Raw genomic sequence first — 23,715 nt, 5'->3', positions numbered from 1 at the left:
TGATTTATTTATTACTTTGTGCAAAATTAGTATTCCTACACCGATGCGTCGTATTATCGCCCATATTTTTTACGGATTATTGTTCTTTATCTTTGCAGCCTGTGGCAGAAAGGCTGATGATCAGGAAAAGAAAGTCTTCCACATGAACCTGGATCAGAACCTAACCTCCCTGGATCCGGCCTTTGCGCGCAATCAAAACGCACTTTGGATGGTCAACCAGGTTTTCAATGGCTTGGTGCAGATCGACAGCAACCTGAATACCTTACCCTGCATTGCGAAAAGCTGGGAAATATCTGAAGACGGATTAGACTATGTATTTCATTTAAGAAACGATGTTTACTTTCATGACGACCCTATATTTCCATCTGGAAAAGGGAGAAAAGTAGTGGCTAATGATTTTGTCTTCAGCTTTTATCGGTTAATTGATCCAAAAGTAGCTTCTTCAGGGAGCTGGATTTTCAGTGATAAAGTCAAAGATCAGCATAATTTCATCGCAGTCAACGACTCTACTTTTCAAATTAAACTGAACAAACCTTTCCCTCCATTTCTCAGTTTACTCACCGTACAATATGCCTCAGTAGTTCCGAAAGAAGTGGTAGAACATTATGGCAAAGACTTCCGTAGTCACCCGATAGGAACCGGACCTTTTAAATTTAAGTACTGGAAGGAAGATGAAGTTTTAGTATTCCTGAAAAATGAAAAATATTGGGAAAAGGAAAATGGCCAGCAATTACCCTATCTGGATGCAGTAAAAGTTACTTTCATCAGTGATAAACAAAGCGCATTCATGAACTTCCTCAAGAAAGACCTTGATTTTTTTGACAAGGTAGATGGAAGTTATCGCGATGATATCCTGACCAAGAGCGGAAAAATGACCAACAAATACAAAGGGGATTTTCAGTTGATTAAAAGTCCCTACCTCTGCACGGAGTATTTAGGTTTTTTAGTAGACACCTCAAAAATCATCGCTAAAAACTCGCCGGTAAAATATTTAAAAGTGCGACAGGCGATCAATTACGCGATCGACAAACCAAAGCTGATCAAATACCTGAGAAATAGCATTGGCATTCCTGCAACGGCGGGATTTGTACCGGAGGGGATGCCTGGTTTCGACAGTACAGTGGTGAAAGGTTACCATTATGACCCTGATAAAGCTGCCAGACTTTTGGCTGAGACGGGCTTTCCTAATGGAAAAGGCATGCCTCAAATTACGCTGAGCACTTCTACCACTTACAAAGATCTGATGGAGTTTATACAGGGGGAGCTCAATGCAATTGGCATTAAAGTAAAAATTGATGCGAGTCCAAATGCCAGTTTAAGGGATATGATGTCTAAAAATGCGGTTAACTTTTTCCGAGGTTCCTGGATTGCTGATTATGGCGATGCTGAAAATTACCTGGCGGTATTTTATTCCAAAAACAAAGTACCTAACGGACCAAATTACACAGGCTATTATAATAAAACTTATGACCGCTTATTTGAAAGCAGTTATTACGAAAAGGATCCACAAAAAAGGTATAAGCTCTATCAAAAGATGGACAGTATGGTGATGACTTATGCCAACATCGTACCGATATATTATGATCAGTCAGTGATCATGCTGCAGAACAACATTAGCGGCTACCCCCTGAACCCACTAAATCTGATGATTTTAAAGCACGTTAAAAAGCAATAAAAAGACCTTTTCCTGAATGGGAAAAGGTCTTTTTATTGTTATAAATAAATATTCGGAAAGCTTGTTATTCCGTATACAATTTGTTTTTTATACTAACGTTTAGTTCTGAACGCCTCCCATTCCACCTTGATCTTCTTTCTTCACGTCGTCATTTTTCACACCTTTTTTAGGTTGAGTAAATTTCAACTTACCAAAGTTATAGCTGAAATTAACGCCAAATGAACGCAGTGGATAATGGATATTATTTTTTTGCTCATAATTACTTCCTTTATTTACAGTATTGATTATTAAATCACGACTAAAAGGATTCAAGACATTCAGTCCGACACTTGCTTTTTTCTTCATGATCTCCTTTTTAACCGCTCCACCGTAGAAATACATGGCATCTGTTTTACCCTGGAATGTTCTTTTTGGAGAATTGACTACCCCCCAAATTTCGGTATTCCATCCGCCAGGCAAAGCATAAGCAGAACGTCCAAAAACGGTATAGTTTAAAAAGGTACCTGTATTGATGTTAGTAGCAGGATTGTTCACTTCATATGTATTCAGTCCAACATTCGTCATTAAAGTCCATTTTGGCTTAGGATTATAACTCGCAAATACGTTCATTCCATAAGATTGACTTCTACCAATGTTTAGATAAGTAGTTAAAAAGCGTTGTCCTTCTGCTTCCGTACCGGGGATTGGCAAGATGGCACTTTCAATTACATTCTTCGTGGTGCGATAAAAGATAGAGGCATTGATCACAGATCCTTTGATGTAAGTAGAATAACCCATTTCCATATTTTGGGTGATTTCCGGATCTAATTCCGGGTTACCGCGCATCACATTGTATTGGTCACTTTTGTTTTCAAAAGGATTCAAATAGAATAAACTCGGACGTGAAATTCTTTTGTTATAACTCAGTTTAACACTGCTTCCTCCTTTTAAGGCTTGGGATATGACTGCACTAGGAAACACGTTAAAATAATCATGACCGAATTTATCCTTATGACCAGATATTGCATTGATATCGGTATACTCCGCTCTTACTCCTGCTTTGGCAGTGACATTCTTACCCAATTTGAAGCCTAATACCCCATAAGCAGCTCCTACCTTCTGATCGTAATCAAAATCCTGAAGGCTTTCTCCATAAGCACTAAGGATTTTTCTTGAGATCCCTTTTATTCCGGTTTCTAAAGTTGTCGTTTTATTGATTGGATAAACATAATCCGATTGCAAAGTGTATTCATTATTTTTTCCGGTATTCGAACCATCGATTATCACATCTGGAAGCATTACACCCGGACCTCCTCCAGGTGGGAAATACATTTCTGAAAATACTGTCCTATTACTGAAATCGCTTGTATTTCTTCCAGTGGTCAACTGTGCAGAGACACTGAACTCCTCTCCTTCTCTTTTACTTGTTTTCCTATAATCGATATTCCAATCCATATTATTGAACCCCATATCCATATCTCTTGTGTTTACTGAAGGGAAACCATTGGTTAACACATTAGAACTTCCCGGGCCACCATTAGAGAAGCGATTTATTTTCACATTCGTACTGATGTTATGGTAATTATTGAAATCATAGTCCAAGCCTGCGCTACCATTATAGCCTACGCGTGACCATTTTGAGTAACCATCCTGCGATACCGTACTCAAACTGCCATCCGCAGCAACTAAACTATTCATGGAGCGCACCAATGAATTCTGAGGATAGGCTTGATTTACACCCAGGCTAGTGGTAAGAGACAATCGTCCGGTTTTAGCATTCAGGTTGAAAGCGCCATTATTGGAACGCGTACCTACTGAGGCGTTCACACTTCCACTGGTTCCTTCAGCAGTTTTTTTCTTAGTGATGATATTGACAATACCTCCAGAACCTTCCGCATCATATTTTGCCGAGGGACTGGTGATTACTTCCACACTTTTGATCTGCTCTGCAGGAATCATTTTTAAGGCATCAGCCACGCTGTTGGCCATCGTTCCAGACGGCTTTCCATTGATCAATACCCTTACTGCACTTCCTCTCATTTGAAGATTTCCATTTACATCAACCGATAACATCGGAACTTTACGCATCACATCTGTTGCATCACCACCCGCATTGGTAATGTCTTGCTCTGCATTGTAAACGATTTTATCAACTTTGTTTTCTATTAATGGCGCTACACCGCTAATTTCCACTTCCTTCAGGTTACTTGCAGTTGGGCTCAGGTAAATCGTCCCCACATTTAAATCAGGTCTTTCCGGTGTGGTTTTCACCACCATAATTTTTGTTTTGTAGCCCATGAATCCGATAGACAGCTTATATTCATCAGGATTGATATTTGAAAGGCTCAGTTTTCCACGTTCATCAGTTACTGCTCCATTTACAGATTTATTATCTTTATTTTTTATCAGGGAAACGGTAGCATAATCAATAGGTTTTTTAGTGACCGAATCCAGGATAACAGCGGATATCCTCCCGGTGACCATTTTTTTTGTAGTCCCACCAGCCATTGGAAACTGTGCATTAGCCCCAATCGTCAGGACCAGACCAAAAAATAAGAGTATAATTTTTTTCATTTTAGTTTTTAATTTTTTAATAGAATAGTTGTGCAAGCCAGCGGATCGCTTTCCTGTTTTTCAATTAGTCTAACGAAGGTATATATTGTTACAATTCATGTCCATAGATTTTAGCCTTCTAGCAATTATTTTACGGTGAACTGCGTTTATTTACCGGTAAAAGGTAGGCTTGAAGAATAGATTGCAAGCATAATACAGTTTCAATTTACTCAAGCTCTACCGGGGCACTGCTAGGGCTTTGCTAGGGCCAAGACAGGCTTCTAGGTTAAGTAAAGGCGGAGTAAAGCCCCCGCAAAGCTAGTCATGACTCCCATCAAACCAAATCAGTACTAAACCTCCTTGTTTCATCAATTCCATTATAATTATTCCTTAATTATTTTTCAAACATTCCACAAATCCATATGTACAAAAAAGCCCCGAACAAAAGTCCAGGGCTTAAAATCAAAATATTTATTTCTGATTAGATCACGATATTTACAATGCGACCTTTCACAATAATCACTTTTTTAGGCGTTTTACCTTCCAGGTATTTTTGTACCTGCTCATCTGCCAATACGATTTCTTCAATCTCTTTAGCTTCCAGTGTCAGGCTTAAATTAAGGTTCAAGCGTGTTTTACCGTTAACAGAGACCGGATAAGAGAACTCATCTTCTACCATAAATGCTGGATTGAATTCCGGATATTTCGCATAAGATAAACTTCCTGCATCATTACCCAGACTTGCCCAAAGCTCTTCACAGATATGTGGCGCATAAGGAGAAAGCACCACTACTAAATCTTCCAAAACCTGACGGTTTTTACATTTCAATTCAGTCAGTTCATTAACTGCAATCATAAAACTGGAAACAGAAGTATTGAAAGAAAAACGTTCCACATCATCCTGTACCTTTTTAATGATTTTATGCAATGCTTTTAATTCTGCTTTTGAAGGCACAGAATCACTCACATTGAATACCCATGCATCATTATGGAATAAACGCCAAAATTTGCGTAGGAATTTAAACACGCCTTCAATTCCATTGGTATTCCATGGTTTGCTTTGCTCCAATGGACCTAAGAACATTTCGTACATTCTTAAGGTATCGGCACCATAACTGGCGATCAATACATCAGGATTTACGACATTGAATTTAGATTTAGACATTTTTTCTACCTCTACTCCACAGATATATTTTCCATTTTCAAGGATAAATTCTGCATCGGCAAATTCAGGTCTGAACACTTTAAATTGAGTAATATTTAAGATTTCATTCTCTACTATATTTACATCAACATGAAGCGGCGTAGTTTTATAATCTTTCCTCAGTCCGTAAGAAACTAAAGTATTTGTTCCTTTACCCTCTTCATCAACCACACGGTAAACGAAGTTAGATCTTCCCTGGATCATCCCCTGGTTGATCAGCTTTTTGAAAGGCTCTTCCACTTTCACATGTCCAAGGTCTTTCAGGAATTTATTCCAGAAGCGACTGTACAATAGGTGTCCGGTTGCATGTTCTGAACCTCCGATGTACAAATCCACATCTTGCCAATATTCAATTGCCTGTTCAGAAGCAAAAGCAGATTTATTTTTAGCGTCCATGTAACGGTACCAGTACCAGCTGGAACCCGCCCATCCTGGCATGGTACTCAATTCATATTCATACTGATGCTCATAGCTCCAGTTTTCGGCTCTTCCCAGAGGAGGTTCACCACTTTCTGTTGGCAAATATTTGTCGATTTCCGGAAGCAATAAAGGTAATTCTTCCTCCTTGATCAGGTATGGCAAGCCATCTTTGAAATATACTGGAATTGGCTCACCCCAATAGCGCTGACGACCAAAGATCGCATCACGCATGCGGTAGTTAATTTTTGCTTTTCCAACTCCTTCCGCTTCCAACCAGTTATTTAAGGTTTCGGTAGCTTCGGCATAAGTCATTCCATTGATGAAACCTGAGTTGATGTACTTACCTTCTTTGGTTGAATCAGCTTGAGTTTCGATATCTTTCTGACTATCCAGAATTTGTACAATTGGCAAATTGAAATTGGTTGCAAATAACCAATCGCGCTGATCACCGCTTGGCACACCCATTACCGCACCTGTTCCATATCCTGCCAATACGTAATCTGCAATCCACAATTGTACACGTTCGCCGCTTACCGGATTGATCACATATGAACCTGTAAAAGCACCGGAAACGGTTTTTACATCAGACATACGATCCAATTCCGATTTTTTCTTAGTTTGGGCGATGTAGTTATTAACGCCATCCAACTGCGCTGGTTTCGTTAAAGCAATGACCAATTCATGCTCTGGTGCTAAAACCAGATACGAAACACCAAAAATAGTATCTACACGAGTGGTGAATACTTCGATAAAATCTTCTGTTAATCCAGAAATTTCCGCGGCGTCTTCGATTTTAAAGCGAACGCTTGCGCCCACGCTTTTACCAATCCAGTTGCGCTGCATTTCTTTCACCGGTTCTGGCCAGTCAATTGTATTTAAGCCTTGTAGCAATCGCTCTGCATAGGCAGAAATACGCATGCTCCACTGCATCATTTTCTTTTGCTCTACCGGATGGCCACCACGTTCTGAGTAACCACCGATCACCTCATCATTAGCCAATACTGTTCCCAATGCCGGGCACCAGTTCACTGTACTTTCTCTAAGATAGGTTAAGCGATATTTTAACAATTCTCTCTGTTTTTCTTCCGGGGACATTGTGGCCCAGTCGCTAGGCAGGAAAGACTTAGTATCTTCATCACAAACTGCTTTTACATCAGCGCTTCCGGAAACATTAAATTTCTCAATTAAACTGGTAATGTCCTCTGCGCGGTCAGTTTCCTTGTTGTACCAGGAATTAAACAATTGCATAAAGATCCACTGTGTCCATTTATAATATTCAGGATCACTGGTACGCACTTCTTTACTCCAATCAAAAGAGAAACCGATTTGATCTAATTGTCTTCTGTAAGTATTGATGTTTACTTCCGTTGTTAATGCCGGATGTTGACCAGTTTGAATGGCATATTGTTCTGCAGGCAAACCGAAGGAGTCGTATCCCATCGGATGCAATACATTGTATCCTTTTAACCTTTTGTATCTGGTAAATATATCGGAAGCAATATAACCGAGTGGGTGACCAACATGTAAACCTGCTCCTGAAGGGTAAGGAAACATGTCGAGTACATAAAATTTAGGTTTTGCAGAATGATCTTCTGCTTTAAACGTTTGATTTTGAGCCCAAAACTCTTGCCACTTTTGTTCTATTTCTTTAAATTGATAATCCATTACAGCTATGCCTTATATATATCGCGAAAATAAGGAAATAAAGGTTGGATTAGAAACGCTTTCTAAAATAGCTGGTGGAATGGGCTAAAATGGGCTAAATCCCAAGTCTGCCGAAAAGCAAATGTTTTGGCGATTTATTCTCTGGCGCATTGTATATACTGTGGTGTCCGGAGGCGAGAAAAGCAACCGTGCAAGCAATAGCGACATACCATCCACAGGAAATACCGAACAATTCGAAAGCCATGATGCAACAGGCGATTGGCGTTTTTGCTGCTCCGGCAAAAACAGCTACGAAGCCCATTCCGGCGAGTAATCCTACTGGTAAAGGAAGAAAAATAGAGAGTGCGCTACCAAGTGTTGCGCCGATAAAAAACAAGGGAGTGACTTCTCCACCTTTAAATCCGGCGGCAAGGGTGATGGCGGTCAGCAGAATTTTAAAAGCAAAATCCTGTAGTTGCGAGGGCTGATGAAAAGCATCAACAATGACAGGAATTCCTAATCCAATGTACTTATAGGTACCTAAAAGCAACACAATTCCTAGTACGACCAATCCTCCAACAACAGGACGAACGGGCGCATATTTCAATCTTTTGAAAACAACAGCAAACAAATCTGTTATCCTGACAAAGGAGATAGCGGCAATACTGAAGGCCAATCCCGCTAAAATGCTATAAATAACACCCATCATTGAAATTTCCGGGACAAGATCGATGTGGTAGTGGGTATGTCCTACTCCCCAGAGTTCCGTCATGTACGCCCCAATAAAAGCGGATGCAATTGCCGGAAATATAGATTTCTGAGGGATATTACCCAACAGCAATACCTCAATTCCAAAAAACGCACCTGCCCAAGGCGTACCAAAAACAGCAGCAAATCCGGCACTTAATCCTGCAATTAGCAGAATTTTACGGTCTGCACTATGGAGTTGAAAAGGTTTGTGTAATTGGTCGGCAGTAGCGGCAGCCATTTGTAAAGCGGTGCCCTCTCTTCCGGCAGAGCCACCAAATAAATGGGTGATAATCGTTCCAAACAATACCAAGGGGGTCATTTTAAATGGGATAACATCTTTTGGATTATGAATGGTATCAAAGATCAGGTTATTGCCTCTTTCTACTGTTTTTCCTTTATGATAGTAGAGCAGGCCGATAAAAAATCCGGCTAATGGTAACAAGTAAATAATTTGAGGATGAACGGTTCGGAAATCGGTTGCTAAATTTAAAAGTGTTAAAAATAAAGCGGAGAGCGTTCCCGCAGCAATTCCAACCAACATGCTGAGTATCGTCCATTTTAATAAATAGCGGAGTATGGTGTCCTGGTTAAGAAATCGGGCTAAAGAATTTAAAAAATTGGTACTGTTTTCCGTCATTATAATAGCCGGAGGATTTTCAAAAGCGATCTGGCTTAAGGCAAATATAAAAAAAGCTACCCATATTGTTTTTGAAAACAAAAGGGTAGCTAATAGGGATGTTATTGTCTTTTACCAAAAAATGGATTTTAATCTGGTATCATGATTTACTCCAGCATAATGATTTTATGAAGGGAAAATTGGCCTCATTTGAGAATTATCTGTGTAGGTAATATTTTCTGGTTTCTTGAGGTTTACTCAGTTCCACGGTTGCACTAAACTCCAGGGTACTGTCATTAACAGTGGTCACATTACAACTTAGTTGTTCACCGGGTATTGAAATTTCAAGGCCATCAGTTGCCAAAACAGCGTAAGAACCGAGGTTACGTTTTCCATTGATATTTACATCAAGCTGGTCATTTTCGTCATTACGAAATTCTATAAAATCAGCTGCCAGACCGGTGTAGACTTTGGTTTCTCCACCCTCTACTTTCGATTCGATTTTACTCACCAACCATTTTCCTTCGATTTTCTTTTTTAATGTTCTGGATTCTCCGCTTTCTTTTTTACATCCGGTCGTAATTCCAGCAATGATAAATAGCAGCATTGTAGCAAAAGTTAGTTGTTTTTTCATAGGTTGAATTGTTATTTTTCAATTGATTTAGCAATTGAATGGTTTGATTTATAAATTTTTACGGTTAATCCGAATTGGTATGATGACAAGATTTCGATCTTCGACCTTCCGGCCAACAGGAAAAGAACGCTAAAAACGCGCTTTTGGTACAAAAATGTTACACAAGAATGTATATAGTCTAGATTTTCAAGCTAAAATTGGAGGGCAAAACCTAAAGATCTAAACTATTTTGGCAGATCAGGCGTTGTAGTTTTAAAGATTAAAAAGGGATAAAGGCTATAATTTTAAATTAGTTGCTTATATTTTTTTATTTTCGCACAACATAAAAACACATACATGGAAGAATTTGAAGTTAGCGATGCTTCTAAGAAGACAAAAACCATTTATATTTCTACGATTTTCAGTATAGCTTTAGTCCTGTTGATGCTAGGCATGTTGGGTTTGATTTTAGTACATGCAAAAAATCTTTCCAACTACGTTAAAGAAAATATCGTATTGAACATCATTGTGGACGAAGGTGCTAAGGAAGCAGACGTTTTAACTTTCCAAAAGGAGTTGAATGCTAATCCAGCGATTAAAAACACGCAATATGTAAATAAAGAGATGGCAGCCAAAAATCTGACTACAGATCTGGGCGAAGATTTCGTGAACTTTTTAGGGTATAACCCATTGCTTTCTACTGTAGATGTTTATTTGAAGGCTGACTATGCCAACAATAAGAGCATTGATGAGTTAAAAGCAAGTATTGCAAAAAACCCTGTGGTTAAAGAGGTAATTTATCAGAGTTCTTTAATTGACATGGTCAATAAAAACATCAACACCATTGGTTTGATTATCCTTGCTTTTGCAGTGATCCTATTGGTAATTTCTATTGCACTGATTAATAATACCATTCGTTTGGCTATTTATTCTCAACGCTTTTTAATCAAAAGTATGCAGTTAGTAGGCGCAACCAGAAATTTTATCCGCAAGCCTTTCATTTTGTTAGCTGCATTACATGGCCTAATCGCTGCATTTATCGCGATTCTAATCTTATTGGGCATTTTATATTATGCGCAAAGAGAAATTCCTGAGATCATCATTCTGAGAAATTATACAGAATTTGGTATTGTATTGCTAAGCCTTGTTGGTATTGGTATCTTTATTACGGCGATCAGTACTGCTTTTGCAGTGAGCAAATATTTACGTTTAAAAATTCACGACCTTTATAACTAATGACCGAAAAAAAACCAGCGCCTGTAAATCAGGAAAGCAAATCTGAACTTGTTTTTACAAAAAAGAACTACCAATTGTTACTGATTAGCATTGCAATTGTAGTATTGGGCTTTATCTTAATGATGGGTACTACTGATATTTATGACTTCAGAAAAACCACATTGGCACCGATGACTGTGTTATTTGGTTTTGCTTTTGGGGTTTATGCCATTCTTAAAAAATAACCCGCCTACATGAACTATTTACAGGCTTTTATCCTCGCTATTATAGAGGGGTTAACGGAGTTTTTGCCAGTTTCTTCTACCGGACATATGGTGATTGCAAGTGCAGTCATGGGAATAGGATCCGATGAATTTGTTAAATTATTTGAAATTGCCATTCAACTGGGAGCGATACTTGCCGTTGTTGTGTTGTATTGGAAAAAGTTTTTTGATTTCAGTAAATGGCAGTTTTATGCAAAATTGCTAATTGCAGTGATTCCTGCGTTGGGATTCGGATATTTATTAAATGATTTTATTGATGATAAATTAGGAAGTCCGATTTTTATCGCCGTAATTTTATTATTAGGTGGTATTGTACTGCTATTTATTGATAAGATGTTCAAAAACCCTAAGATCGATCATGAAGCGGACATTACGAATATGTCTGCCTTTAAAATTGGTTGTTTCCAGGTATTGGCAGTCGTATTTCCAGGATTAAGTAGAAGTGCAGCCACCATTATTGGCGGAATGCAGCAAAAACTAACCAGACATGCTGCCGCAGAATTCTCTTTCTTTTTAGCCGTTCCTACGATGTGTGCTGCAACAGGTTATAAGCTTTTAAAAGGCGCCCACCTGTTAAATGGAGAAAATATTAAGCTGTTACTTTTTGGAAACCTGATTGCTTTTATTGTAGCGATCATTGCCATTAAATCATTCATTGGGTTTTTATCTAAACACGGGTTCCGTGTTTTTGGATATTACAGAATAGTTATTGGAGTGGTTATTCTCGCGCTTTACTTCTCGGGAATTGACTTAACCGTACTTTAATTATAATTGATCGTAATTTCAGGGAACCTGACGGTTCTACTTTAATTACAAAAAACAGATTGATTGGGGATTTTTTCCAATTTAATGGGGCTTTCATAAACAGAAGTAATACTGTTTATGAGGTATCCCAACCATTAGGAATTGCCCCCTCGAACTGACAAAATATTATCAAGAAAACGTATTAAATATAGCGTGTATTGCAATGACAGAGAGTGAAAATAACTTAAATACGAAGACCTTTCCAGACTTTAATTTTGCTGAGGGTGAATTATTACTCATCAATAAGCCTTATCAATGGACCAGCTTTGATGTAGTTGGAAAAATCAGGAACTCGCTAAAACCTTTAAAAGTTAAGGTGGGTCATGCCGGTACACTAGATCCTTTGGCTACCGGATTACTGATTCTGTGTACAGGAAAGTTAACCAAGCAAATTGATACATTTCAGGCGGAAGAAAAAGAGTACACTGGGACCATGGTCTTGGGTGCTTCTACTCCTTCTTTCGACATGGAAACTGTTGTAGATCAGGAGTACCCTTTGGAGGGTTTAACTGAGGAGGCAATTTATGCGGCAACAGCCCCATTTACAGGCGATATCCAGCAATACCCACCGGCACACTCTGCAGTGAAAGTAAATGGTGAACGTTTATATGTTAAGGCTCGTCGTGGAGAAGAAACGGAGCTTCGTTTGCGGTTTGTGACGGTTTCAACATTTGAAATCACACGTATTGCACTTCCGGAAGTTGATTTTAGGATTGTTTGTAGTAAAGGAACCTATATCAGGTCGCTAATCTCCGATTTTGGAAAACATTTAAACAATGGAGCTTATCTATCTGTATTAACACGTACTCGTAGTGGAAATTTCTTATTAGAAAACGCTTATGAAGTGGCCGATTTAGTGGCTCACCTACGTAGTAAAAAAGAATTACCGGCGCCTTCAACAGCGCCACAAATCTAATTTGTTATGCAAAGCCACCTTAAAAGTAAGAATGCAAGGTCCTTAAAGGACTTCTTATTGATTACTTGTGGCGTTGTTTCTGCCTGTTTTGGCTTAAAAAGCTTTTTGATTCCCAACGATTTTATTGATGGTGGAGTCACAGGTATTTCTCTTTTGATCAGTACCCTGACCGGCTGGAAACTCTCCTACCTCATTGTACTGATCAATGTTCCTTTTATCCTACTCGGTTACAAGCAAATTGGAAAAGCATTTGCTTTTAAAACTGCATTGGCTATTATCGCATTGGCGATTTTCCTGGTGGTACTCCCATTTAAACCCGTTACTCACGTTCCTTTGCTCATCGCATTTTTTGGTGGCTTCTTTCTAGGTGGCGGAATTGGTATGGCGATGCGTGGTGGTTGTGTAATTGATGGAACAGAGGTTTTGGCTTTATACATTAGCAGAAATAGCATGCTCACTGTAGGAAATATCATCCTGGTATTGAATATCATTATATTCTCTTTTGCTGCGATATTCCTGGGCATGGAAACAGCGATGTATGCAATTTTGACTTACCTATCCGCCACAAATACCATTGACTTTGTGGTGAATGGACTGGAGCAATATACCGGCGTAACCATCATTTCTGATAAAAGTGAGGAGATTAAAGAGTACATCATTGAAACGATGAAACGTGGTGTAACAATTTATAAAGGTGAAGGTGGTTATGGGGTAAAAAAAGACATTGACATTCTGTATACAGTACTGACCAAACTGGAAATGGGGAAACTGCAAACGGAAATCAGAAACATTGATCCGGATGCTTTTGTTGTCCAGCAACAAATTGCCGATATCAAAGGAGGTGTAGTATTGAAACGCCAGTCCTTACATTAATAGAATTGCTTTCCTGACCATAAAAATCATAAAACAAACTGATGAAAACATATCACCATCTTTCTGAGTTTAAAAAACTAGACAATGCGGTTGCCACCATAGGAACTTTCGATGGTGTACATTACGGGCATCAGAAGATCATCAAAAGACTTTGTGAACTCGCAAAATCTACCGGTGGAGAGAGTGTGATCCTGACCTTTTTTCCTCATCCAAGAATGATCATTGATCCGGAGAACCAGGATTTAAAACTGATCAATACGATCGATGAAAAAATAAAGATACTTTCTGAATTAGGAGTTGATCATTTGATCATTACCCCTTTTACCCGGGACTTTTCCAACCTTAGCCCTACAGATTACATTAAGAATATTTTAGTGGACACGATAGGCATTAAACAGCTGATTGTAGGTTATGACCATCGTTTTGGAAAAGACCGTAAAGGTGGGATGCAAGAACTGGAAATGTTAGCGAAACAATTCGATTATAAAATTGAAGAAATCGCAGAGCAGGATGTAGATGACGTGGGAGTGAGTTCTACAAAAATCAGGAAAGCATTACTGAATGGTGAAGTAGCATTGGCAGCAAACTACCTGGGCTATAATTTTTCTATCCATGGCAGGGTGATTAAAGGCGACAAAATTGGTCGTACGATTGGCTTCCCTACCGCTAATATTTTCCTGGAAGAAACCTATAAACTGATCCCTTCGGATGGTATTTATGCGGTTACGATTGATATGGGCAACGAATCTTATAAAGGAATGGCTTATATCGGACAACGTCCAACAATCAATGGAATGACCAGAAATATTGAAGTGAACATTTTTGACTTCAATAAAGAAATTTATGGCCAATATATCACAATGACATTCCTGGAGTTTTTACGTCATGATGTAAAATTTACTGGATTAGAAACACTTAAAATCCAGCTGCATCAAGATAAATTAGATACACTTGCTTACTTCGAAAAAACGAAGTAAGTTGCATTTTAAAAGCCTTTTTACTGGGTAAAAAGGCTTTTTTTTGCTATATTTACCTCAATGAGGCTTTTATTATCTGCTATATTTTTCTTTTTCAGCCAGGTAATTTCCTTGCAAACCGCACAAGGAAAAGGTGTAACTCAGGTGAGCCCCTATGTAAGCAAATCCAATTTCAACACCAAAAAGCATTATTTTAATCCCCTGTCTAAAGACCGGACTTCTTTAAAGAAGGTGTTTCGAGAAGACCTTTCCTTTATTAACCATCCGGTACAAAAGCAATCCCTAAACCCTTGGTTCTATCTAAAAGGAACGGATAAAACTTTATATATCCCTCTGGTTGTAACCAGAACTTATCATATATTTCAGAATTTTGGATACTCCTATATTTTCAATTTTCTGTATCCTAAACATGTTTTTTGGTAGTTTAAAATCATCGAAATCTGATCGATATTATTTCATAACTTTAAAAAAACACATTTTATATGATACATTTACCCGTATTAATCACCGACTTAGGTTTAATACTTGCCGCAGCTGCGATCACTACCCTTCTATTTAAAAAAATAAAACAACCATTGGTATTGGGTTATATCCTTGCCGGATTATTGGTTGGCCCACATATTAACTTTATCCCTACTGTTACCGACAATGCCAGCATCACCATCTGGGCAGAAATTGGGGTCATCTTTTTACTTTTTAGCTTAGGACTGGAATTCAGTTTCAAAAAGCTGGTTAAGGTTGGAGGTTCTGCTTCCATTACCGCGATCGTAGAAGTGGTCTTTATGCTGTTGATTGGTTTTGCTGCCGGAATGGCCATGGGCTGGTCTACCATGGACAGTATCTTTCTTGGAGGTATCCTTTCTGTTTCTTCTACTACCATCATCATACGTGCTTTTGAAGAGCTTGGTGTAAAACATAAGAAGTTCGCCGGACTGGTTTTCGGCGTACTGATTGTAGAAGATTTAGTCGCCATTTTATTATTGGTATTACTGTCTACCCTTGCCGTAAGCCAGCAGTTTGCCGGTGCAGATATGCTAATCTCTATTCTAAAGCTTAGTTTCTTCCTGATTTTGTGGTTCATTGGTGGTATTTTCTTAGTGCCGACTTTCCTGAAAGCAACAAAGAAACTGATGAATGATGAGACCATGCTGATTGTTTCTATCGCCTTATGTTTATTGATGGTATTATTGGCTGTTAAAGTAGGATTCTCCCCTGCCCTTGGCGCTTTTATCATGGGGTCCATCTTAGCAGAAACAACACAAGCAGAACGCATTGAACATCTGACGAAATCAGTAAAAGATCTTTTTGCAGCGATATTTTTCGTGTCCGTAGGGATGATGATCAATCCAAGTATCCTGATCGATTATGCGGTCCCAATCTTAGTGATTACTGTAGCAACGATTTTAGGAAAGTTCCTGAGCTCTGGTATGGGCGCATTACTTTCTGGTCAGCCTTTAAAAACGTCTGTACAGACAGGCTTGAGTTTGGCTCAAATCGGAGAGTTTTCTTTTATTATCGCCACACTTGGCCTAACACTAAAAGTAACCAGCGATTTCCTTTACCCTATTGCTGTAGCAGTATCCGCAATTACCACTTTTACCACCCCTTATTTAATTCAGGCATCTGAACCTTTTTACAATTTTCTGGAACGTACGCTACCTAAAAAATGGGTGGAGGCAATCAATAGGTACAGTTCAAGTACCGCTGGTATTACCACCATGAGTGATTGGAAGGTACTATTGAAATCTTATACTTTCAATACCATCATACACTCTGTTATCCTGATCGCCATTGTTTTCCTGGGTTCAAAGTATCTGCAACCATTTATTACAGAAAACATCATTAACGGTCACAACGGAATTATCATCAGCTTGATCTTGACCTTAGTCATAATGACGCCGTTCTTATGGGCATTGGCCATTAGAAAAATAGAGAAAAAAGCGTACTCCCATTTATGGTTAAATAAGAAATACACACGTGGCCCATTGGTCGCTTTAGAAGTGCTTAGGATTTCCTTAGCCTTGTTCTTTGTTGGCTTTCTGATTTATCAATTCTACAGCAATTGGATCGCCGTAGTGGTGGCCATTGCATTGATTATACTGGGCATGTTCATCTTCTCCAGAAAACTACAAGGTTTCTATAATAAGATGGAAAGTAGGTTCTTATTGAACCTGAATGCGCGTGAAAAGCAGAATGAACAACCAGAAATCCTGCCTTGGGATACCCACCTTGCCGAATTAATGGTCGCTCCGGAATCAGAACTTGTAGGCAAAACACTAATTGACTTGTCCATCAGAGAAAAATATGGCGTCAATATCGCACTGATTGAACGTGGAAAAATCATGATTCCTACACCAGGAAGAGAGGAGAGATTATATCCGAATGATAAGGTATTGGTGATTGGTACAGATGATCAGCTGGCTGCCATAAAGCCACTATTTGAAGGACAAAAGGAAGAATTAATGAACGAATCTAACTTCCCTAAAAAGGACATGACGCTTCAAAAGATGGTAATCAACAGCAGTTCACCTGTATATGGGCAGAGTATCCGAAGCTCCGGAATCAGAGAGAAAACTCAAGGTCTGGTTGTCGGTGTTGAAAGAAAAGGAGAGCGAATATTAAATCCGGACTCTAATCTCGTCTTTGAAAATGAAGATATTGTATGGATTGTGGGTAATAGCAAGAAAGTTCCGGAGCTATTTAGTTAAACAGGAATATTTAGAAAATCAGCATACTGAGTCACAATACTCCCAAAATTTTAGCATACCATACCCCCAAGAAATTAGAAAATTCTGGGGGTATTTTTATGTAGTAATGTTATTAAGAATATAATGATGTCCGTTTTGCAAAAAAAACGGTTGCAATTTTACGAACTTAAATAAAATAAGGTGCCTTTGTTATAAAACAACATATTAAACCGAAATCACTATACGATAAATCATTTATAATCTTACTTTAGCAATATACTTTTTAAAAGCTTAATATATTTTAATGAAAATAGATTCTGAAAAAAGTGAGTTTTTAGACGAGATGCTGGAACATTGGCAAGAGAAAAAGTTACTCAGCCCTACTGATGTGGAAAGGTTACGCAATAGTTATGAAACGAAACAATTCGACTGGAGGAGGTTAGCACAATATTCATTTTGGATTGCTATGGCATGTGGTGTAATCTCCCTGGGCGCATTACTAGTAGACAATAAAATACTCAAATACCTAGAAAGCTTATATGAAACTTCTGACGGTGTCATCAGTCTACTTTCAGCAATTGCTGCCGGTTATCTTTATTTTCTCAGTTTCAAAAGAAAGAAGACTAAGTCGCATCAGGTGTTTAGCAATGAAGCACTGGTATTTACCGCAGTTATGCTTACTGCCAATACAATTGCTTATTTAGGAAAGGCTATTCATGCCGGTGGGACGCACTTTTCCTTGCTCCTTCTAATCGCAGTAATCGTCTATGGCATTCTTGCTTATATTTTTCAATCAAGATTGATATGGGCATTTATGTTGATCTCCCTTGGCGCCTGGTTCGGAACGGAAAGTGGCTATCTATCCAGAGGAAACTGGTACTTTGCAGGAATGAATTATCCATTGCGCTTCGTGTGCTTTGGTTTCGTATTAACTGCAGCTTCTTTCCTAATGAAAGGCTCCAGCACTTCGGTCAAAAACTTCTCTTTCTCAGGAAAAAAAACACCCCATGGAATTAAGGACGAACAACCCATTTCCACTGAAACAAATGCGGCAGATCCTGGGCTCTCAAATCAACGAGAGGTTCAATCAAAAGAATTTAGAAGTTCTGTAAATCACGCTGAAAATTCAACGGATCATGTCGCCACGCAAACTTCATCCAATAGAAGTTTAGGACACTTTTTTCAGATCACCTATATCATCGGTATGATGTATTTGTTTTTCTCCCTATGGCTTCTTTCCGTATTTGGAAATTTCGGAACATTAGCCGAATGGTATGGCGTAAAGCAAATTAGCTTGTTCTATTGGGCCATTGTTTCTGCTTCAGCCTGCGTGATCAGCATTTTTGTGGGCTTAAAATACAGAGATGATATCGCCAGGGAATTCGGTATTACTTTTCTTTTCATCAATCTATATACCCGTTATTTTGAGTACTTCTGGGACAGCTGGCATAAAGCACTTTTCTTTTGCGTACTTGCAGCCTCCTTCTGGATCATCGGAAGAAGAGCTGAAAGAATATGGAATCTGGAGTTTTTAAAACCATAAGTTTTTTAAACTATGTTCCATTTAAAGGGCAGCAATGGGTTCAAATGAAAACCTTATTTGAACCCGTAGATATAAATGATCTTTACAATATGATAAGCAGACAATGCAAAAAACAACAGCGCAATACCTTTGTTCACCACATAACTACTTAAAGTAAACTTTTCTTGTATGTACTGTGCAAAACGAGCAAAACCGTATAAAGCAAGTGCAGCACCAATACCAGATCCTATACTAAAAACAGTTAATGAAAGATAACCAATATCAATCCATTCTTTAGAAATCAGATAAGTGCCCACAAATAACCAATATGGAATTTGCATAGGATTAACTACACCAAGCAGCATTCCATACTTTATACTGTCTTTCTTTGAATAGTCAGCCTTCGGCATTTCCTTCCTTGATCTCCAGGTGATAACACCCAGAATCCCAAACATAAAAACCATGAGTACATCAATAATACTCCCCAACTGGATCTCACTAGAAAGCCATTGTACAAATCTCATCACACCAAAAGTGAAAAGTATTTCTATCGCAGAGAAGGCCCCAATAAAATAAAGTGCTTGTCTGATTCCTCGAGTAATCGTGATTTGAACTACTGTTAGGTTGATATTTCCCGGAGGGATATATCCAACCATGTTCAAGATTATCCCTAAAAAGAGTGTTAAAAATAGCATTCGCGAAGATACAATTATTTCATGTGTGCTGATAAATACTTAGCAGTATATGATGATTTAGCAGCAACGAGCTCTTCTGGGGTTCCTTCAAAAACAACATGACCACCTTTATCTCCACCTTCCGGACCAATGTCTATGATCCAATCTGCCGATTTAATCATGTCCATATTATGCTCGATAACCAAAATTGTGTTTCCTTGTTCGATCAATGTATTTAAAGCGATCAGTAGTTTTTTGATGTCATGAAAATGCAAACCAGTAGTCGGCTCATCGAAGATGAATAATGTCTTGTTTGCATTGTTTCCTTTGATCAAAAATGAAGCAAGTTTGATACGCTGCGCTTCTCCCCCTGATAAAGTATTTGACGATTGTCCTAAATGGACATAGCCCAAGCCAACATCCACCAATGGCTGCAATTTAGTCAAGATTTTAGGCTCTCCTTTGAAGAACTCGACAGCCTCATCTATGGTCATATCTAAAATATCCGATACATTTTTCTCATTATAAGTGATGTCGAGTACCTGCTGTTTAAACCTTCTTCCTCCACAGGCTTCGCAAGGAAGATAGATATCAGCCATGAATTGCATTTCAATTTTCACTTCCCCCTCTCCCTGACAAACATCACATCGACCGCCTTCTACGTTAAAGGAGAATGCCGCAGGCTTTAATCCGGCAGCTTTTGAGGCAGGCAAGGCTGAAAACAGTGCACGGACGTCATCCCAAGCCTTGACATAGGTCACAGGGTTAGACCTAGATGATCTTCCAATAGGATTCTGATCTACCATTTCCACCTGACTCACCAATTCATAATCACCATAGATCCCATCATAAGCACCTGTTTGCTCACCTGCATAATTACCAATGGCTTTTTGCAACGCAGGATAAAGGATTTTTTTGATTAAACTCGTTTTTCCACTTCCTGAAACACCACTCACCACTGTGAAAACGCCTAAAGGAAACTTTACATCAATATTTTTCAGGTTATTCTCTCGAGCACCCTTAATCAGAATATGGTCCTTCCAAGCCCTTCTTCTACCAGGAATTGCGATCTTTTCTGCCCCGGATAAATATCGTCCGGTAAGACTGTTTTTATCTTTTATAATTTCTTTGTAAGTACCACTGAATACCAAGTTTCCTCCGTGGGTACCCGCTTCCGGACCAATATCTATAATATGATCAGCAGCCTTCATCATTTCTTCCTCATGTTCTACCACCAAAACAGTATTACCAACATTTCTCAAAGAAAGTAGCACTTCAATTAGTTTATTAGTGTCTCTTGGATGTAAACCAATACTTGGCTCATCCAAAACATAGATAGATCCTACCAAACTACTTCCTAAAGAGGTTGCAAGGTTGATCCTTTGAGATTCCCCTCCAGATAGGGTGTTGGACAACCTGTTTAAAGTCAGATAGCCTAAACCTACATTGTTTAGGAACAATACTCGGTTAACGATTTCTGCCAATAGTCTTTTTGCAATCTTTGCATCATTAGAAGACAGTTCCAAATGATTGAAGAAATTTAGAATAGTTTCCAAAGGCATCAATACCACGTCAATAATAGACTTGCCATTAATTTTCACATAAGCTGCATCCTTACGTAATCTGGAACCTTTGCAGTCTGGACATACCGTTTTCCCACGATACCTGGACAGCATTACCCGATATTGAATTTTAAATGTCTGTTCTTCAAGTTCCTTAAAAAAAGCATCTAATCCCTCAAAATATTTATTTCCTGTCCAGATTAATCTTTGCTGCTCTTCTGTCAGTTCATTAAAAGGGCGATGAATAGGGAAGCTAAATTTATCCGCGTTTTTGATCAATTTATTTAACCATTCCCGCATTTTTTCACCACGCCATGGCGCAATTGCATTATCATATAAACTCTTACTCTTATCAGGAATTACTAGATCCTCATCAATTCCGATCACATTTCCATAACCTTCACATCTTTTACAAGCCCCATATGGATTATTGAAGCTGAAAAAATTTGGGGTAGGCTCGTCAAAGCGTATACCGTCCAACTCAAATCGATCACAAAAATGATTCGATTTCCCATCATGCTCTACATATAAGTCACCCTTTCCTTCGAAAAAAGCTGTTTGTACAGAATCCGCGATTCGACTCAACGTTTCCTCCTCAGTGCTTACGACAATCCTGTCAATCAAAATTCTTACAGTTTCCGCATCCGAAAGCTCAAAATCTTCAAATGAAGTATCTTCAAGTATGGCCTCAATTTTCAAAACCTCCCCTTTATAGAAAATTCTTAGAAAACCCTTTTGTAGTAATACGGCCAATTCTTCTTTAATTGATCTGTTGTTGTGTGGAAACAGTGGGCAAAAAATAGTTACTGCACTGTCCTGCTCTAAACCAGAAATAAAATCAACCACTGTGCTAACCGTATCCTTTTTTACGATTTCGCCGGATACCGGTGAAAATGTTTTACCTATTCTGGAAAATAGAAGTTTCAAATAATCATAAATTTCAGTAGAAGTGCCTACAGTAGACCTCGGATTTGAAGTGATCACTTTTTGCTCAATCGCAATTGCTGGTGCAATTCCTTTAATATAATCCACATCCGGCTTGTTCATACGCCCCATGAATTGTCGAGCATAAGAAGAAAGACTCTCTACATAACGCCTTTGACCTTCGGCATATAGCGTATCAAAAGCCAAGGATGATTTCCCTGAACCAGACATTCCGGTGATGACTACCAATTTATTTTTAGGAATGGCAACGTCTATATTTTTCAAATTATGGACTCTGGCACCCTTTATGATTATATGTTGATGTGGATCTTTATCGATTTCGTTATTCATTGACTTCTGGATAGAATAGTGCTAAGTTAACCCAAAAAAAGCAATATTGCCATTTTTGAGATCATGCAAAAATAAGACCCCAGATCCAGTTTTATTTTTTTTTAACAGTTTTTCTATTGGATTCTAATAAAAAATTGGTTCTTTTGGGGAACTAACGAACAAACTAAACCACTAACTAACAGGAGAGATATATCGATTAAAACATCTACTAAGTATTTTATAGCAATTAGCAGGGAACTTATTAGTACGGATACTCCTATGAAATTAGAATTATATAGTGATCAGGACTTGGTGAAGTCATATCTTACCGGTGAAGAATCGGTTTTAGAAGAACTTCTCAAAAGACACAAGTCAAAAATATACACCTCCATCTATCTTTTAGTAAAGGATCAGTACCTCGCGGAGGATATCTTTCAGGATGCTTTTATTAAAGTGATCAATACGCTCAGATCTGGTCGATACAATGAAGAAGGTAAATTTTTACCTTGGGTAATGCGAATTGCACACAACTTAGTAATCGATTATTTTAGACGTGAAAAACGAGCACCGGTTATTACAAGTGCCGATGGAACAGATATATTTAACTTACTTCAGGTTCATGAAGAGAGTGCAGAAGAAAAAATGTTGAGAGAACAAACTCATTACGATCTTCGCGCAATGATCCATTTATTACCAGATGATCAAAAAGAAGTGCTCATCATGCGCCATTATGCTGATCTAAGTTTTAAAGAAATTGCAGACCTCACTGAGGTTAGTATCAATACTGCTTTAGGCAGAATGCGTTATGCATTGAGCAATCTTAGAAAGATGATGAAAGTGAAAGAGGTTTCTTGATTTTTTTGATGAAGCGAAGCGTAATCTACGCTTACAAAGCGTAGTTATTCGAATTTAATAAATTTGATTTAATGATTGGTTATCGGTTAGATAATACACAATTCGCCCTTTAAACAGGCAATAATGGTCATATAAAATTAAGGGCTTAGCGCTTGTAAAACATGCAACAAACTAGTTACACAAAATGTAGTTTAGGTTAAAATAAATGTATAACAATAACGTTTCTATTAGTGAACGAACATTTATTGTTGCTTATGATGGAAACCTTTACCTCTTTTAACAAGTCAAATTGCGCTTTGCAAAAGCAGGAAAAACCTGCTGCAGATGCAGTTATAGAACTCGACATGATGTTTTATGACCAAATCAGGCACCAACTGGATGGCTTAATCAAAAATCCTTCCGATGAAACCATCGCGAAAATTTTAGCTTACTCCAGAGCCAAGTAATTTAAAAACGAATTGAAGCTGCCAGATAACCTACTGGCAGCTTTTTCTTTTTAAAAGGATTTGCTATTCCTACCTGACTATGAAGCTGTTTTTTCTCAAGCCTAGGTTGACTTTATGTGTTTAAGTTTATTTTATTACACTTCATCTTTTATGTTCTAATAATATCTTGGATTGCCCTTAAACTAGTTATTT

18 protein-coding genes are annotated in these 23,715 nt (G+C 38.4%); 12 read left to right on the top strand and 6 right to left on the bottom strand.

Annotated features, from left to right (window positions below; genetic code table 11):
• Window positions 1-43: 43 nt before the first annotated feature.
• Window positions 44-1,675 carry an ABC transporter substrate-binding protein gene (locus GM920_RS22365; RefSeq protein ID WP_182961629.1) on the top strand — a complete coding sequence of 544 codons (1,632 nt, stop codon included), beginning with the start codon at window positions 44-46 and terminating at the stop codon, window positions 1,673-1,675.
• 99 nt (window positions 1,676-1,774) lie between these two features.
• On the opposite strand, the gene GM920_RS22360 is transcribed toward GM920_RS22365, so the two are convergent.
• The 4 genes from GM920_RS22360 to GM920_RS22345 form a co-directional block, all read right to left on the bottom strand.
• Window positions 1,775-4,228, bottom strand: a complete 2,454-nt coding sequence (locus GM920_RS22360) for an outer membrane beta-barrel family protein (protein ID WP_235964614.1) — start codon at window positions 4,226-4,228, stop codon at window positions 1,775-1,777.
• 460 nt (window positions 4,229-4,688) lie between these two features.
• Window positions 4,689-7,496 carry a leucine--tRNA ligase gene (gene leuS / locus GM920_RS22355; RefSeq protein WP_182961628.1) on the bottom strand — a complete coding sequence of 936 codons (2,808 nt, stop codon included), beginning with the start codon at window positions 7,494-7,496 and terminating at the stop codon, window positions 4,689-4,691.
• A 94-nt stretch (window positions 7,497-7,590) separates the two neighbouring features.
• Entirely contained in the window at window positions 7,591-8,862 is a 1,272-nt protein-coding gene (locus tag GM920_RS22350; protein ID WP_182961627.1) for a chloride channel protein, read from the bottom strand.
• Window positions 8,863-9,058: 196 nt separating this feature from the next.
• Window positions 9,059-9,475 (bottom strand): hypothetical protein, encoded by a 417-nt coding sequence (locus GM920_RS22345; protein ID WP_182961626.1) that lies wholly within the window; start codon window positions 9,473-9,475, stop codon window positions 9,059-9,061.
• A gap of 336 nt (window positions 9,476-9,811) precedes the next feature.
• Here GM920_RS22345 and GM920_RS22340 point away from each other — a divergent pair, with 336 nt between their 5' ends.
• The 9 genes from GM920_RS22340 to GM920_RS23775 all read left to right on the top strand — a co-directional run bounded on the left by GM920_RS22340 (window position 9,812) and on the right by GM920_RS23775 (window position 18,753).
• A complete protein-coding gene (locus tag GM920_RS22340; protein WP_182961625.1) occupies window positions 9,812-10,690 on the top strand; it encodes a cell division protein FtsX in 879 nt (292 codons plus the stop codon).
• Window positions 10,690-10,914 (top strand): DUF3098 domain-containing protein, encoded by a 225-nt coding sequence (locus tag GM920_RS22335; protein ID WP_182961624.1) that lies wholly within the window; start codon window positions 10,690-10,692, stop codon window positions 10,912-10,914. The genes GM920_RS22340 and GM920_RS22335 overlap by 1 nt, the downstream gene beginning before the upstream one ends.
• Before the next feature lie 9 nt (window positions 10,915-10,923).
• Window positions 10,924-11,718, top strand: a complete 795-nt coding sequence (locus tag GM920_RS22330) for an undecaprenyl-diphosphate phosphatase (RefSeq protein WP_182961623.1) — start codon at window positions 10,924-10,926, stop codon at window positions 11,716-11,718.
• A gap of 202 nt (window positions 11,719-11,920) precedes the next feature.
• Complete coding sequence (gene truB / locus GM920_RS22325; protein WP_182961622.1) at window positions 11,921-12,673, top strand: tRNA pseudouridine(55) synthase TruB; 753 nt, start codon at window positions 11,921-11,923, stop codon at window positions 12,671-12,673.
• A 6-nt stretch (window positions 12,674-12,679) separates the two neighbouring features.
• Window positions 12,680-13,546: a YitT family protein gene (locus GM920_RS22320; protein WP_182961621.1), complete on the top strand. Its 867-nt coding sequence runs from the start codon at window positions 12,680-12,682 to the stop codon at window positions 13,544-13,546.
• A gap of 41 nt (window positions 13,547-13,587) precedes the next feature.
• Window positions 13,588-14,523 (top strand): bifunctional riboflavin kinase/FAD synthetase, encoded by a 936-nt coding sequence (locus tag GM920_RS22315; RefSeq protein WP_182961620.1) that lies wholly within the window; start codon window positions 13,588-13,590, stop codon window positions 14,521-14,523.
• A 60-nt stretch (window positions 14,524-14,583) separates the two neighbouring features.
• On the top strand, window positions 14,584-14,946 hold the full coding sequence (locus GM920_RS22310; protein ID WP_182961619.1) for a hypothetical protein: 363 nt from the start codon (window positions 14,584-14,586) through the stop codon (window positions 14,944-14,946).
• A gap of 59 nt (window positions 14,947-15,005) precedes the next feature.
• A complete protein-coding gene (locus GM920_RS22305) occupies window positions 15,006-17,231 on the top strand; it encodes a cation:proton antiporter (protein ID WP_182961618.1) in 2,226 nt (741 codons plus the stop codon).
• A gap of 283 nt (window positions 17,232-17,514) precedes the next feature.
• The gene (locus tag GM920_RS23775) at window positions 17,515-18,753 is read left to right on the top strand and encodes a DUF2157 domain-containing protein (RefSeq protein WP_235964613.1); all 1,239 of its coding nucleotides are present in this window, start codon (window positions 17,515-17,517) and stop codon (window positions 18,751-18,753) included.
• 53 nt (window positions 18,754-18,806) lie between these two features.
• Here GM920_RS23775 and GM920_RS22295 read toward each other — a convergent pair whose 3' ends face one another.
• Window positions 18,807-19,388 carry a lysine transporter LysE gene (locus tag GM920_RS22295; RefSeq protein ID WP_235964612.1) on the bottom strand — a complete coding sequence of 194 codons (582 nt, stop codon included), beginning with the start codon at window positions 19,386-19,388 and terminating at the stop codon, window positions 18,807-18,809.
• A 53-nt stretch (window positions 19,389-19,441) separates the two neighbouring features.
• Window positions 19,442-22,243 (bottom strand): excinuclease ABC subunit UvrA, encoded by a 2,802-nt coding sequence (gene uvrA, locus GM920_RS22290; RefSeq protein WP_182961616.1) that lies wholly within the window; start codon window positions 22,241-22,243, stop codon window positions 19,442-19,444.
• A gap of 258 nt (window positions 22,244-22,501) precedes the next feature.
• Here uvrA and GM920_RS22285 point away from each other — a divergent pair, with 258 nt between their 5' ends.
• The gene (locus GM920_RS22285) at window positions 22,502-23,077 is read left to right on the top strand and encodes an RNA polymerase sigma factor (protein WP_182961615.1); all 576 of its coding nucleotides are present in this window, start codon (window positions 22,502-22,504) and stop codon (window positions 23,075-23,077) included.
• Between the two features lie 254 nt (window positions 23,078-23,331).
• On the top strand, window positions 23,332-23,523 hold the full coding sequence (locus GM920_RS22280; RefSeq protein WP_182961614.1) for a hypothetical protein: 192 nt from the start codon (window positions 23,332-23,334) through the stop codon (window positions 23,521-23,523).
• Window positions 23,524-23,715 lie beyond the last annotated feature (192 nt).

The organism is Pedobacter gandavensis, from assembly GCF_014172405.1.
Lineage (GTDB): Bacteria > Bacteroidota > Bacteroidia > Sphingobacteriales > Sphingobacteriaceae > Pedobacter > Pedobacter gandavensis.
This window is presented reverse-complemented; position numbering and strand designations above follow the sequence as displayed.